Source organism: Candidatus Tenderia electrophaga (assembly GCA_001447805.1).
In the GTDB taxonomy this organism is placed as follows: domain Bacteria; phylum Pseudomonadota; class Gammaproteobacteria; order Tenderiales; family Tenderiaceae; genus Tenderia; species Tenderia electrophaga.
This window is the reverse complement of record CP013099.1, coordinates 2,426,333-2,441,181: the sequence shown is the minus strand read 5'-3', so window position 1 is coordinate 2,441,181 and position 14,849 is coordinate 2,426,333. Positions and strand designations below refer to the sequence as shown.

At 50.5% G+C, this 14,849-nt stretch carries 13 protein-coding genes; 8 read left to right on the top strand and 5 right to left on the bottom strand.

Features of this window, described 5'->3' with window-relative positions; all coding sequences use genetic code 11:
* Positions 1-8 precede the first annotated feature (8 nt).
* Positions 9-296 carry a transposase gene (locus Tel_11185; protein ID ALP53651.1) on the bottom strand — a complete coding sequence of 96 codons (288 nt, stop codon included), beginning with the start codon at positions 294-296 and terminating at the stop codon, positions 9-11.
* A gap of 165 nt (positions 297-461) precedes the next feature.
* Between Tel_11185 and Tel_11180 the strand changes: the two genes are divergently transcribed.
* The 4 genes from Tel_11180 to Tel_11165 all read left to right on the top strand — a co-directional run bounded on the left by Tel_11180 (position 462) and on the right by Tel_11165 (position 6,404).
* Positions 462-725 carry a hypothetical protein gene (locus tag Tel_11180; protein ID ALP53650.1) on the top strand — a complete coding sequence of 88 codons (264 nt, stop codon included), beginning with the start codon at positions 462-464 and terminating at the stop codon, positions 723-725.
* A complete protein-coding gene (locus Tel_11175; GenBank protein ALP53649.1) occupies positions 706-2,436 on the top strand; it encodes a hypothetical protein in 1,731 nt (576 codons plus the stop codon). Before Tel_11180 ends, Tel_11175 begins: the two co-directional genes overlap by 20 nt.
* Positions 2,437-2,523: 87 nt before the next feature.
* The gene (locus tag Tel_11170) at positions 2,524-5,154 is read left to right on the top strand and encodes a hypothetical protein (protein ALP53648.1); all 2,631 of its coding nucleotides are present in this window, start codon (positions 2,524-2,526) and stop codon (positions 5,152-5,154) included.
* Positions 5,155-5,156: 2 nt separating this feature from the next.
* Entirely contained in the window at positions 5,157-6,404 is a 1,248-nt protein-coding gene (locus Tel_11165; GenBank protein ALP53647.1) for a hypothetical protein, read from the top strand.
* Positions 6,405-6,465: 61 nt separating this feature from the next.
* On the opposite strand, the gene Tel_11160 is transcribed toward Tel_11165, so the two are convergent.
* Entirely contained in the window at positions 6,466-7,350 is an 885-nt protein-coding gene (locus Tel_11160; GenBank protein ID ALP53646.1) for a hypothetical protein, read from the bottom strand.
* A 1-nt stretch (position 7,351) separates the two neighbouring features.
* Positions 7,352-7,735 carry a hypothetical protein gene (locus tag Tel_11155; protein ID ALP53645.1) on the bottom strand — a complete coding sequence of 128 codons (384 nt, stop codon included), beginning with the start codon at positions 7,733-7,735 and terminating at the stop codon, positions 7,352-7,354.
* Between the two features lie 380 nt (positions 7,736-8,115).
* Between Tel_11155 and Tel_11150 the strand changes: the two genes are divergently transcribed.
* The 3 genes from Tel_11150 to Tel_11140 are packed head-to-tail and all read left to right on the top strand — an operon-like array spanning position 8,116 to position 11,057.
* Positions 8,116-9,129 (top strand): patatin, encoded by a 1,014-nt coding sequence (locus tag Tel_11150; protein ALP53644.1) that lies wholly within the window; start codon positions 8,116-8,118, stop codon positions 9,127-9,129.
* Positions 9,126-10,325: a hypothetical protein gene (locus Tel_11145; protein ID ALP53643.1), complete on the top strand. Its 1,200-nt coding sequence runs from the start codon at positions 9,126-9,128 to the stop codon at positions 10,323-10,325. The genes Tel_11150 and Tel_11145 overlap by 4 nt, the downstream gene beginning before the upstream one ends.
* Positions 10,326-11,057 carry a hypothetical protein gene (locus Tel_11140; protein ID ALP53642.1) on the top strand — a complete coding sequence of 244 codons (732 nt, stop codon included), beginning with the start codon at positions 10,326-10,328 and terminating at the stop codon, positions 11,055-11,057.
* 378 nt (positions 11,058-11,435) lie between these two features.
* Here the strand turns inward: Tel_11140 and Tel_11135 are convergent, their stop codons facing one another.
* The gene (locus Tel_11135; GenBank protein ALP53641.1) at positions 11,436-12,017 is read right to left on the bottom strand and encodes a hypothetical protein; all 582 of its coding nucleotides are present in this window, start codon (positions 12,015-12,017) and stop codon (positions 11,436-11,438) included.
* Between the two features lie 274 nt (positions 12,018-12,291).
* A complete protein-coding gene (locus tag Tel_11130) occupies positions 12,292-12,591 on the bottom strand; it encodes a hypothetical protein (GenBank protein ALP53640.1) in 300 nt (99 codons plus the stop codon).
* A 177-nt stretch (positions 12,592-12,768) separates the two neighbouring features.
* Between Tel_11130 and Tel_11125 the strand changes: the two genes are divergently transcribed.
* A complete protein-coding gene (locus Tel_11125; protein ID ALP53639.1) occupies positions 12,769-13,944 on the top strand; it encodes a hypothetical protein in 1,176 nt (391 codons plus the stop codon).
* Positions 13,945-14,849 lie beyond the last annotated feature (905 nt).

The window sequence follows — 14,849 nt, the reverse complement described above, 5'->3', positions numbered from 1 at the left end:
TCGATATCTCATTTCGACGTTTTCGCGAAGAACGCCGCCGCTTCTTGCAAAAAATCCCGCTCCTTCTTCACCCTCGCCAGTTCGCGCTTCAGTGACGCCAGTTCTTCATCTCTGGGCTTGCCTTGGCCTTGAAAGGCCTTGGGGCCTGCATTCACCGACTCTCGGCACCAGCGACTTAGCATATTCGGCTCAATTCCCAGCTCTCGGGCCACCTGACTGATGGATACTTCACTGGTTCTCGCCATCTCAACGGCTTCGTGTTTAAACTCCGTAGAGTATTTCCTTCGTTTTGGCATGACACACCTCCTCGGCTATTATTAACCTTTTTAGATGTGTCCGTGAAATCGGGGTAAAACCCGTTTAGCGAAGCACAGAATTATGGCGATAAGTACTGGTTGTATGTTGTAGAGCACGCACTCGACGAAACCTGTGCCCGAATTCATGCCATTCAGAGTCCGGCGATGAAGGTTGACTCATATATGTTTGATGGCGAGTGGCGGAAGGTCGCTGTTGACGAAGCAGCGGATCCCACATTGCGTTACATAGTTGGAACAAGGATAAACTGTATGAATCTCGGTGAGGCTGTCATCGAGAAAGTGGAGAAAAGAGGTCAGACCATATCGCTGCTTGTCGATTTTGGGGGAACCAGGGGCAAAAAATACATGCCTCTTAACTTAAAAACGATGACGGTTATTGAGGAAGACAATGGGCCAGATGATCCCTAAGCTCAGCGAGCGGGAAATCGATCGACTGGAATCGGCAGCGGAGGCCAAACTCTATCGGGCTCTACGAGGTCTATTGCCTGAAGCATACCTCGTGCTGTTCCAGGTGAACTGGATCCTTCGCAGGGAAGATGATCAGGCTCGAGATGGTGAAGCGGATTTTCTGATTGCCCATCCTGAGCATGGCTACCTTTGCGTCGAGGTGAAGGGTGGGGGCGTGTGCTTTGAAGGTAACACAGGACACTGGTACTCCATTGATCGTCACAACGTTAAACATGAAATAAAAAACCCTGTTGAGCAGGCATTGCGTGCAAAGTATTCGATCCTGACAAAGCTAAGGGAGAACCCGCGATGGGGTCTACATGGCCCTGGCCGCATTGCTTGCGGGCATGCCGTATTTTTTCCGGATATTAACGAAGCTGCGCCGATTGTACGGGCAGATCTTCCAGGGTGCCTCATCGGTATCACAGATGATCTGAGGAATATTCGTGAATGGGTAGGGGCGGCATTGGAGTACTGGTCAAGTAACGATAACAGCGCAAACCCAATTGGCCCACGGGGTATGGAGATTATTAAGAATACCTTCGCGCATTCGTTTGAAGTATCTCCGCTTATCTCAGCGCGGATTAGGGATCAAGAAGAACAGCGCCTCAGGCTCACGCAAGATCAGATCCGCGTGCTGGATGTTCTCAGAACCCAGCGCCGGGTATCGATCAGTGGTGGTGCAGGAACAGGAAAAACGGTGTTGGCAGTCGAGAAGGCGAAAAGGCTTGCATCTGAGGGGTTTAACACACTTCTTACCTGCTATAACCGACAGTTGGCCGATCATCTTTCAGATGTCTGCGGGGCCGTCGAAAATCTGGACGTAATGAGTTTTCATCAACTTTGTTATTTGCGCGTCAAAATGGCGGGAGAGCAGAGTGGTCGTGAGATGCTTGATGAGGCGAAAAAAACATACCCTGGAATGGATTTGTTTGATGTTCAATACCCAGCTGCTCTCAGTTACTCACTGGATGTTGTGCCGAACCAGTATGATGCAATTGTTTGTGACGAAGGTCAGGATTTCAGGGAAGAATATTGGTTCCCGATTGAAATGTTGTTGGCAGATTATGAAACGAGTCCGCTCTATATATTCTTTGATGACAATCAGAATATCTATTCAAGAGCGCGCTCATTTCCAATCAAGAACGAATCCTATTTGTTGGTAACCAATTGTCGAAACACTGATCAGATTCATGATGCGGCATACCAATATTACAAGGGAGAACCAGTTGTGCCGTCTGGGATAGCTGGAGAAGAGATCCAGTTGATTGAAGCCCTGCGTCATGACGCTCAGGCAACTCGATTACATTCAAAGATAGTGGAATTGATAGCAAAAGAGAAAGTTGTCCCTGGCGATATAGTCGTGCTTGTGGCCGATGGGTTACGTAAACAGGAATACTATGACGAACTTCTTGGGCGGCCGCTTCCTCGACCTAGCCAATGGGCAGTTGAAGGCGTTACGCGAGAGGAAGCAGTACTGCTTGATACTGTGAAGCGGTTCAAGGGGCTGGAGTCGCCGATAGTATTTCTGTGGGGGCTGGATACTCTGGATTTAGACCGGGAACAAGAGTTGCTGTACGTGGGGCTATCCCGTGCGAAATCCGTAGTCTATGTGGTCTCGTCGTCAGATGTCAGTCGCAAAGTCTGCGATGCAACCAAGCATGATGCCTAGTATGCGACAGTTGAATGCATCGCTCACAAGGAGTACAGAAATGGAACCAGGAACAGGTCGGGTATCTGACACAACAGGAGGGTCTGTATGAGCCGGTACTGCGGAGAGAAAATAGTCGAGCCAATACTCCATGCGGCTCAACATTGGAAAGAAGTGGCATTGCGGTCGGATAGTTCAGTGTTCGAGCAGGGCGAAGTATGGACATTGCCTAACCTTGAGGCACTGGATCAGCACTTTGTAAACCAGCCGGATGAAGGTGAAGGAAATTTCTACGAAAAATTGGAAGCTCAGCTTGAACCGACTGAGTCCCGGGTGAAGCAACTCGCAGCAGAGATGCTGTGGTTAATGCTCCTGTGCCCGAGCAATATCGGCGAATCAAAAAAGCGTGAGGGTATTAAGAGTATCTGGGAATGGTCGGGTGAACCATTTCCTCAGGATTCAGCTTGGGTGGCTGACGATGTTCTTGGTGGGGTAGGCAGCGCCGGTACAAGTTATAATACCAACCGCTGGCGGGAGTTGGTGTTCTTCATCCGCACAGTAATTGCCTTCAAGCGTCTTATTGAATCGGAGCGAGACAAGCTCCTCTCTGATGGATGGGGGTTCGCTCAGTGGATTGAGCAGGTACCGGAATGCGACGCCAGGCAATTGCGCCATATGCTCCTGTTTTTACTTTTTCCTGATGACTTTGAACGGATATTCGGTGGGACAGACCGAAGGAGAATCGTCAGGACATTTTCCGGAAAGACTGCAGCGCAGATTAGAGGGCTATCGGCATTGGAGATCGATCGGAATCTTATCGAAATACGGAAGCAGAAAGAGGATGAGTATGGCACTAACGAGTTGGACTTTTATGTTACCCCGCTTCGGGATCTTTGGGGTGATTCGAAGATCAGGACTTGGTTGTTTAGCTGGAATCCCAAGAACTGGGTGTGGGATTCGCTGGCTGATGATAGAGCAGCGACGCATGAAGGGAAAACCGTGACACACCGGTGGGCATGTGCGAATCAGGACGTTAGCACGGGTGACAAGGCGTTTCTGGTGAGAGCAGGGGAGCCGCCCAAGGGTATCATAGCCATTGGTAATGTTGTGTCTGAACCCTACGAGGCGCCCCATTGGGATGAGGAGAAGGCAGAGAAAGGCGAGGTACGTCGCTACGTGGATGTGGCGTTCTCACGGATTCAGGATCCGCTACAGAATGATCCGTACATAACTGAATCTGATTTGGAGCGAATTAAGGTCGACAAGCAAGAATGGTCGCCGCAGTCCTCCGGTATTGAGATCAAACAGCGATCGGCCGGGATACTTGAGAAAGTATGGGAAAAAGTAGTAGAGGCGGCAATGACGCCTGAGAAAAAGAAGGTGAACGGCAAAATAGCAGATGCGATAAATCTAATCCTGTACGGTCCTCCTGGAACTGGAAAGACCTACCAGCTCAACAGGTTGGTTGAAAAATATTCGAGCAGGAAGCAGACCCTGGGCCGCGAAGCATGGTTGATTCAGGAACTGCTGGATGCGAGGTGGTTCGACGTCATCTTCGCGGCAGTATACGACCTTGGCGGGGAGGGCAAAGTCAACGCGATTTTGAATCATGAATATGTTCAGTTGAAGGCAAAGGCCATGGGGCGTGATCGGAACATCGCGCAAACAATATGGGCGAATCTTCAGGCGCATACGTGGGAGAACTCCAGCACCGTCCAGTACAAGAACCGTAGTGTGCCCCTTGTGTTCGATAAGAAACCAAATAGCGTGTGGTCTCTTGTAGATGATTGGGAAGAAGAATGTGCAGAACAGATAGAACTCGCAAAAAACTGGAAAACTGGCCCAAAACAAGAAGTATCCCATCAAAGATTCGAGTTTGTGACTTTTCATCAGGCCTACAGCTACGAAGATTTTGTTGAAGGCATAAGGCCCATCCAGGATGAAGAGACTGGAGATATTGGGTATCAGGTTGTACCTGGCGTGTTCAAGCGAATCTGCCAAAGGGCAAAAGCAGATCCCGGCCAACGATATGGGATTTTTATTGATGAGATTAATCGAGGAAATATTGCCAAGATATTTGGTGAGCTGATTACTCTGATCGAAACAGACAAAAGAGCGATATACAGTGACGGCGGATATCTAAAGGCAGGGATGGAATTGACTCTGCCTTATTCTGGGGTGAGATTTGGCGTACCGGGTAATCTGGACGTCTACGGGACAATGAATACGGCGGATCGCTCAATTGCTCTGCTGGATACCGCGTTACGCCGCCGTTTCCAATTCAAAGAGTTAATGCCGGATGCGGGCGTGATCAGCGGCTCACGTGGTGATGGTTATATCGAAGATGGCGAAGGCGGCGTAATCAATTTGCGCGCGTTGTTGGAGGCCATGAATCGTCGTATCCGTTTCTTGCTAAACAGAGATATGACGCTTGGGCACGCGTATTTCATCAATGTGCGTGATTTTATTGGGCTCAAGGAGGTGTTGTTTAACCAGGTGATCCCTCTACTTCAGGAATACTTTTATGAGGACTGGCACCGGGTCCAGTTAGTATTCCGTGATGTAGGGCCGGCAGGAGAAAAACTGGAGCCTCAAATTGTATGCCATGACACGCTAAACGAAGAAGAGGTGCTTGGTTTCGATCATGACGACTTCGATGACCTGACGGAATACCGGGTTGTAGATCCCGATGAGATCACGCCCGATGCAGTTAGAAAAGTGTACGAAGAGAGTGCCTGATAGTGGAGGTGTTGACGGTCATCGAGCATGAGTCGATCCCAATTCTGCGGTCTCGGGTGCGCGGCCAGAAGGCGCTCGAGTATGCGCATGCGGACGCACTCGCAAGACTCGAAAAAGAGCTGCCAGCAAAAGCATGGTCCTGGGGAAATCAGAAAATCAAATTCGGCCACTATTGTGGCGTCATTTCTTTGGGGAATTTGTCCATAGAAATTCTTCCCAAGATTTACGGTGTTGAGGTTGACGCCGGATCCAGTCGGTATGCGCTGGTACGCATGCTTTCCAAAGCTCGACGATTGAAACTCCGTCGTGCGGGTACAGCGGGGGTTGCGCTCCAGAAACACAGTCTTCTTGATGTGTTTATACTGCATTTTTGCGACCAACTACATGCCCAGTTGATGCAGGGGAAGATTCGAAAATATATAGAGCTCAAGGAGAATCTCAACGTATTGCGTGGCAGATTACGAATCGAGCAGCAATTCAAGCAGAACCTGGCGCATCGTGAGCGACTTTTTTGTCAATATGATGAGTTAAGCGAGGACAACCTTCACAACCAGGTATTGAAATATGTCCTGAAGATTCTGCTAAGAACAGCGATTGGAAATCGCGCCCGCATCCAAGTGGCCGAACTCCTTATGCGGTTTGATCCGATAAGCGACTCTTCTGCAGATGCCGCGTTATTGGACTCACTGAGTTTTGATCGCTCAACTGCTAGATATGAGGCGATATTTGACCAGTGCAGATGGTTTATAGGAGGGCTTCATCCGGATGTCCTGGCGGGAAAGGAAACCTGTGTATCGCTCTTGTTTGATATGAACCAGTTATTCGAAGCATATGTTGGCAGCGAATTGCGTAAGAAGGCGTGGGGTAGAGGACTTCGGGTTAGAGAACAAGGGCCTCAGAAATATTTCGCCAAGCGCCAAGATACTGATGAAAATGTCTTTATGATGAAGCCTGACATATCCTTTTTGAACGGGAATAATCAGGTGGTCGCAATCGCGGATGCAAAATGGAAAATACTGGATGAGGGAGAGAAAAAGGTAGGAATTTCACAAGCAGACCTGTATCAAATGGAAAGTTATGCGTCGAGATACCGGGTAAAGGACCTTTTTCTGGTCTATCCCATGCAGCAGAAAATGACGATGCCGATTCGGATGACACTGAAGGGATCTGGAGCTACGGTGAATATTTTACCTTTTGATGTTACCGCAAAGCATAGTGTCAACAACTTCCTCGGTATTTCGACACTATAAGACCCGTTGAACCAGTTCTACAATCAGACGTAATGCGGTCGGATGCTAGTCCCACGCCTTCCTATTTTCTTTTGCGTTTGGACGGCCATGGCAGGATTCCATCCAGTTCCTCAAGGAGAAGCTCGTTATCATCGGCATCCTGGACGCCGCCCAATCCTGCCGGACGCAGGTCGTCATCGATCCAAATGAGAGACAGGCACTGATCCCATTCACTGAGCAGCATTGCTTCCTCGGACAGCAGATTAAACCCCTTTATGCCATTGTTAAACCATGTGTCCGTGGCGATCTCATCATAGTCTTCAGTTTTCGACGAGGCATGTAGCAGCCGGTACGCCACGCTACCCTGCGGCACTGGAATTCCGACATTGATCCACCCCTTAAGCTCGCGAAGGAATTTCGAATTGGATACATACCGGGTTTTACCATGCTCGATCAGGACGAAGGCACAAGGCTCGTTGCAGTTTACTGCGAAGCGCGACCCTGTCGATGTCATGGACGCTTTGTATTTGGTTGCCAAGTTCTTTACCGCATCCAGAGACACGTCCACAGCTTCGACATCTTTTCTGAAGAGGTCGTATGGCAGAAGACATTCAGCCGCGAAAACATCACACAATATCTCTTCTCTGGGGCGCCCACGGTAGCTGATCAGATCGGACGTTGTCATGTTCGCGCCGTGGTGTTGTGAGGGGAGTTCGAGAACGATATGCGCTATCTCATGCAGCACGGTGAAGCGTCGGCGCTCTTCCCGGTGATTCCCGTTCACTGTGATGATGTTCTTGCCGCCAAGAGGGAATGTCTGTCCCGACTCGTCGTCATCCAGATCATTGCTGACCTTGATTGTGGCGTTCGCGGCAGCGGCCAGACGGGCGATATCGACAGGAGCTGCATCAATGCCCGCATCCCTTATGAACTTGCGTGCCTTCAGGGTGATGGTCAGTTCGTCCATTTCAGTCCTTTTCTTCCTCCAGGAACGCGTTGAGCCGGTCAGCCGTTTTTCGCCAGTCATCGTGGGTCTCAGGACGCTTGCCCCGGAAGCTCATCTGCGCCAGGGGGTCCAGCAGCTCCAAGGGTCGGTCCTCATCTTCGATAAATACATCAATAAGCTGTTCGTTCACTGCCTTACCGACAAGCTGACGCAATAGGCGCGCGCGGCGAGGGGTGAGTTTCAGTGTGCGCACAAAGGACTCGACGACTTCATCCGATGGCGCGGTCTTCTCATCCTTTTCCAGCCGGTGAATATAGGCGTGGTCTATCCCACACAGCTTGCCGAACTCACGAAGGCTCAAGCCTCGCGCCTCACGGAACTTGCTTAACGCGTAACCAAAAGACATTCACTCCCCCCCTTGACGGTACTATGAATCTGCATTAATATGTTGTCTATACAGACAACACAATATTATAAATATATGAAATAACACATATTACTAGTTTATGAATCACAAGTTGGTGTGTTAAATTCAGTCAACACTTTAGCGAATAGACCGGCTTTTGACAACCTCTTTATGGTATGGGAAGTAGAAATCATGAGCGATAAACCTTGGAAACCTGGAGAAAAGGCACCACGTTCTGGCCAGTACCAGACTGTCTGTCCGCAAGGCGGGAAGGGGCTGGAGCGCACCGTCGTAAAGGACGAACCGTTACCCCCGACCTTGGATCGGAATCAGCGGTACGTTCTCGCGAACTCGACCAGAACAAAGAGAAGGTAAGGGCATTGACCGAGACCGAATACGAATCTGAACAGCCGCCACGCCGCATTCTCTGTATCGACGGCGGCGGCATCCTCGGCACGTTCCCAGCGGCCTTTCTCGCAGAGCTGGAGCAGCATCTTGACCACCCTATCGGTTCGTATTTTGACCTGATTGCGGGCACATCGACGGGCGGCATTCTCGCCATTGGCCTCGCGATGGGTCTTTCCGCATCAGACCTGCTTGATCTCTACGAAAAGCGTGGCCCCGAAATCTTCGGCGAGAACCATGGGCCGCTTGTCAATTTTGCTAACAGGAAATTGCGTGGGCTTCGCCGGCTCTATCGGCGCAAACACGATTCCGATGCCCTGCGAGCTGTTCTTGAAGAAGTCCTTGGTGAACGGCGTATCGGCGAAGCGAGGACCCGGCTCATCGTACCGGCGTGGAACCCGGTCGCGCAGTGCGTTTATATCTACAAGACTGCGCACCACATCCGTCTGAAAACCGACTACCGATCTCTGGCCGTGGACGCCGCCCTCGCAACATCCGCTGCGCCGACCTACTTCCGGCACCATATCACCCAGCATGATGTCGGGCTTCTTGACGGCGGAATCTGGGCCAACAATCCGATTGCGATCGCGGCCGTTGAAGCCGTGACCGTGCTTGGATGGCCCCGTGAGTCACTTCACATCCTCAGCCTCGGTTGCCTGGAGGAAACCTACACTATCCCAAAATGGGCCGGGCTTGGCACGCTCGGTTCGAAGATCGTCAAGCTGTTCATGGACGGCCAGTCGCACGGGGCGATGGGCATCGCCAAGTTGATTACGGGCCATGAGCACGACCGCACTGCCATTTATCGGATCAATCATGCGGTCCCGTACAACGCGTACAAGATGGATGACACGCGGGTCATTCAGGATCTAAAAGGGCTTGGGCACACGAAGGCTCGCGATCGGCAACCTGTTCTCGAACCCGTATTCTTTCAGCAGTCGGCGGAAGGGTTCACGCCGGTCTATAAAATCAACGAGGCATCGTCATGACAGTAGACAGAAGCAAGTATTCCAGATTCCTGCAGAAGGTCGCGGAGGATATCGATATTTCGCCAGGCAAGTACCAGGACGCGGTGGAACGCTATCAGGCCGTTGGCCGCTGGCTAGAGGATGGTAATTATCCGGGGTGTTCCGGCGAGTTGAGTATCTACCCGCAAGGCTCATTTCGCCTGGGGACCGTCGTCAGACCGATCAGAGGCGGTGTCGAAGCCAGTTACGATATCGACCTTGTCAGCGAGTTTCCGATTGAGAAACATCGCACGGACCCTGGCACCATGAAGAAGATGGTCGGTGACCGCCTGTGTGAGCACGGTACCTACCGAAGGTTACTCGACGAGGAAGGCAAGCGGTGCTGGACGCTCGAATACGCAGAGCAGGATGATGTAGGCTTTCATCTGGATGTTCTGCCTTGCATTTCGAATCCGAGCGGACTCCTGGATACTTCAATCGCGATCACAAACAAGAAGAACGGCACATACGATTGGTCTGCGAGCAATCCGAAAGGCTATGGCCTCTGGTTCGACAGCCAGAATCAGGCTGCTTTCGAATTCTCTCTGAGCGAGCAGAAGCGGGCGTTACAGGTGCGGGCGCCTGATATCTATGCGCGTGTTGACGACGTGCCTGACCTACTCGTACGTACGCCACTTCAGAGGTCGATCCAACTTATGAAGCGTCACCGTGATATAAAGTTCAACAACGCACGCTATAACGGTTACGCGCCGATCTCGATCATTATCACGACACTCGCCGCACAATTTTACCAGGATGACTCGGACATCTATACTGCGCTCAGCGGCATCGTCAACAAGCTGCATGCGCACTCGGTTCTCGTTGAAAACGGGATCGTTGACAGAAGCAAAGTCCCCTACAGCCCAATCAAGCGTACACCGGACGGTGGATGGTATATCGGTAATCCGGTGAACCCGGAGGAGAATTTCGCTGACCGCTGGCACGAGGACAACCATGCGCGGGCGAGGGCCTTCTTCTCATGGGTGGCTGCACTCAAAGAGGATCTTCTTAACATTCTCGACGAGACGCGCCCGGATGTCTTGCGCAAACGCCTCACCGCAGTACTCGGCGCGGTGGCCACTGCCAGTCATCTCGATCTAATTGCACCCGTCGAGGCGGCCGTAGTCAGTACTCCCAAAATCCATATCTCAGGAGCTGCCAAACCCTGGAGGGCCTGAATGAGGAAAGAGCTTGTCACTGAGATTGCCGAACTACAGCAGGTTCACAACGAGCTGACGAAGGTCGCGGCGGCAGGAAATGAGACGGTCCTGTCGGGTCCATTATCTTTCGAGGCATCAGCTGATGGGTATAGCCCGATCACCGAATGCTTCGAGATCGAACTCAGCATCCCCGATATCTACCCCAAGCACCTACCGCGGGTACGTGAAACCGGTGGGAAAATAGATAGCGATTATGATCACGTCTATAAGGACGGAACTCTGTGTCTTGCTGTTCCGATCGAGGAACGCCGCGTATTCCTGGAACAGCCCTCGCTTTTGGGTTTCATAAACAAACTCGTCATACCGTATCTTTTCGGGTATTGTCATTGGAAGATATACGGTGCGCACCCATTCGAAGAGTCAGAGCACGGCACGGAAGGAATCGTGCGGCACTACCTAGACACGCTTGGATTGGCCGATGAAGTAGCCGCACTGACTGTCGTTTCCTTTCTTTATGAGCATGGCTATCGGGGTCATCACCCGTGTCCGTGCGGAAGTGGCGAGAAGCTCCGAAAGTGCCATGGCAATGCACTGCGCCATCTCCATGAGCAGCACACTGACATCACTCTGAAGAACGACTTTCTTTCTGTGCTCGACGTGTGTATGCCCAAGATCAAATCCGGAGAACTAGTAATTCCCAAACCTCTGTCAATGCAGGTACTTCGGCTTCTCCGCAGGATGGAACAGTAGTCACGGTCCTTTCTCTGGTTCACTTTTGCTTGGCAAGCTCTTCGCTGGCCTCGCTTCGGATTGTGAAGGTTGTGTCGGTTCCCGGATTCGATTCAGGGGAGTTGCGCGGAATCATTGAAAATTGGAGAATCGTGGTCATTCTTGAGGTTATTCACAGCCGGGGTATAAGGTCGAATCCCCTTAGGTAATTGAACCCGATAATGACTTGCGGTAAACACCAATGGACTTTCTACGCACGCTTTCGATCCGGTGCCTACAGCTAGAAGTAATCGAGACTGGCTTGCCAGCGCCTTCGCTAACCAACTATTGTCAATTTTTCCACGGTTACGCAAACACAGATTGCTTCGTGTCTAGCGGTTATTATTCAATACGCCATATCTAATATGTTCGGATAACGCTCGATAAAATACCCTGAATTTCTACTCTACCTGCGTCATAGATTTGCGCTTTCATGCGCTTGTTGTGGGGGATTAGCTTAATACGGCGACCATTATCGATCTTTTCAAATTCTTTTAAGGACGCATTTTCACTATCCACTAGAGCAACGACAATTTGTCCATTACTCGCCGTTTGAGCGGGTTTTATCACCACTAAATCACCATCAAGGATACCGCTATCAATCATTGAGTCGCCTTCAATTTTCAGCAAGAAACAGTCGGGTTGGACAAGTAACGCAGATAAATCAATGGACTCATTTTGTTCGACCGCCTCAATTGGTTTCCCAGCCGCAATTATGCCTTTGAAAGGCAATTCATTTGGTGCCAGAAGCGTACGCCAACCCGAGCGCGCTTTTTCGAGAAACCCTTTATCTTCGATTGATGCTATGTAACGGTGAATTGTACCAACTGATTTAACACCGCAGCCCTCACCGATTTCGGACAAAGTAGGGGAGCGCCCCCCGTTTTCCCGAAGGTACTCGCCGATAAAATTAAGAATTTTCCTTTCGAGCGCCGTGAGCACTTGACTTTCTCCAAAATTTCTCTTATTTTCGTACTATTCATTTTAGAGAATATTTGGAGAAAGTCAAATGCAGTCTCAAGATGCGCAAACAATCGTAAACGAAATCGCTGCTCACATCCAAAAACAAGGTGGTGCCCTTTCATCTTGGTATGTCGGAATAACAGAGAATATAGAACAACGCGTATTCGGAGACCATAGCGTACCAAAGGAAAATCATTGGCGGGCACACCGTAAGGCCCTATCTTCAGATGTCGCCAGAGCCGCAGAAAAATCGCTACTTGATTGGGGATGTGATGGTGGCGGGGGCGGTGGTGACTCTGATGCAGTGTTCGTATATGCGTACCTGAAAACCGCGATTACGAATCCGTAACATTAAACGACAGAGGATAAGGCTATGACCAAGATAATTGGTAATAATGACGGCCCCGGTGGACGAAATGAAACATATAAAATCGGGAGTAGACCAGCAGTAAAACGAACTGAGATCGTTAAAGAAATCAAACAAGGTAAACATCCAGGTGCGCATGTCGTTAAAATCAACGGTCGAGAGTATGCGCGAGATAATCCGGATCATTCCAAAAGTGATAATGTGAATCGAAATAAATAATTGATAAACCGGCCAGGTTATTGCTGTACGAAGTGATGCCGAATAGATGATCAATCTGAAATGTACAGCCGAACGCGGTACGATTGGTTCGCCGGGATCAAATGATGACCTAGATAGACGCTCCTGGCGTTACTAGGTGTAAATATGTCTGCTCCAGAATGGCTTGATGAAGCCCTCTCCAGTGAACTTCCCCTGTTACGCGACCGGGGCGAAGGGCAGCATCTGGAGTTTATGGTGCGCTATCCAGAAAACGGTCATGAGTTGAGCCGGGAGATCGCGGCCTTCGCATCTTCAAATGCCGGTACTATCCTTATTGGTGTCGGTGACGATGGTACGCTTGCCGGTCTTGAGGACGTAGGCAGCCCAGAGGGCCGCGACCGTCTTTGCAGGCGTATTGAAGGCGTTTGCTCCGGGAATGTCCGGCCCGCGATAACGCCTGTCGTGAAGTTTGCAATGGAAGCCGAATCTGTCGTGCTTGCAATAGAGGTTCCCCGTGGCAGTCAGCCAATTTATTACAGCAAAAACACACCGTATGTGCGTCATCTGTCCCAGTCACGGCCCGCCGAACCGCACGAAGTCATCGAGCGGGTCGGAGAATGGCTGAAATCGAATCCACTTGCTTCGGCAGAAGAGGACCCGAGCAGCCGCTTTTTGTCCTCTCTCGCAGCGACGCTTATTGATGTCCTTATTTATGGTAGTGAGTTTGAAAAAAGAAACGTCAATCCCTGGCTTGATCTTTCACGAACCCAGCTTGGTAGTGCAGGTGAGGAATTACGGCGTCTTGCAACCGATGACACCGCAATTGAAAAGAGGCTGGACGATCGGCTTCGCTCCATAGCTGATAAACTCGATGCCGCTGCGGCCCATCGCCTGACTTTGGGTAAGGAATCATGGAGTACGCTTTTGGGGTATGTTACAGATGCAGTGAGGGAGGCAGCTGAAATAAAGAAAGAGCACATTGATACCGTACCGCTTTCGGATGAGTCCAGGAGGGACATTGCAGATATGATAAGCCGATCTTCGCGCGAGCTTGCGGACCTCGATAACAGGGCGGAAGCAATGGCTGAAGATGGCCGTGTCGAAGATCTACAGGAGGCAGCAAGCAGTATCGGTCGATCCCTGCTCCTGGTAGGTCATTACCGGCTTGATGAGCCGGGCGGGCAATTTACGGGTGAGCTTCGCTCGGTTGGTCACGACCTCCATTTGCTGGAAACCGATCGTCTCTACAGTGATGGCGGCCAATCTATGAGACGCATTGTTGAACGTGTTCACGATCTAAACCGCCACCTACAAACCCTTCTGTCTGCAAGTCAACTTTAGAGTTCAGCTAAAAGGTTTAAGTGACACTGGTTTGGGCGCATCCGGCTGGCGCCACGCTCCACCGAGCCGATATATGTAGCGTCTCGGCCATCTGGTACAGGCAGCGGCATCATCAATGCGCAGTTGTTTTAGCATCAGAATCTTTAAAATCTTAAAAACTGTAACCTATAGTGTAGCTTTTAAATCTGTATTCCTATAAATGCTTAATAAACAATGCTGTAACACCTGTGCATCATGGGGGTGTGCGGGCTGATTTTTTTTTCGGAACTCATGGGGTTATATTTTTTAAATTATTGATATTTAAATATCTTCTTCTTTTATGGCGTCTCTCGAGGGGGCTGAAGGTATCAATAAATCTCATCCAATCTCGTCCATAAAGTGTCACGTGAGCGTGAGCTGTGGCGAGGTAAATTTAGGTCTAGGCGATACTTTGCCGGCGCTTGGTATGAATCGATACACATTCAAGAGGATGCCGGTGGCCGCAGCGCAGAGTAACAAACCTCTAACTTCCAGAACAGTAGCATCACTGAAGCCAGGCGAAGTGGATGAGGCCCGATTCACGGTCTCCCGAGCTGCGGCGCAGCGAGCGATGACGGGTGCGTTGAGGTAAGTATTAAGCGCGTGGTTCCACTGTTTGTCGTCTGGCCAACAAGTCGATGAAACTATTGCCGCCCAAGACCGAGGCGACGACACTCGCAGGCAGTTGCGCCGGGTAGATGGAAACGGTCTAAATTTTAAAATAATCCATGCGATATTGCCAATACGAATCGTTCGTATTAGTATTCGTATAAAATTCGATTTGCCAGCCATCTCGTTCGTTTTCGGGTTAGCCAGCCAAGCTTGTTGATTAGCTAGCAAGATGACGGGGAAAGGCTGCGCCTTCTGGGCGCATCGTGCTTTCCGCT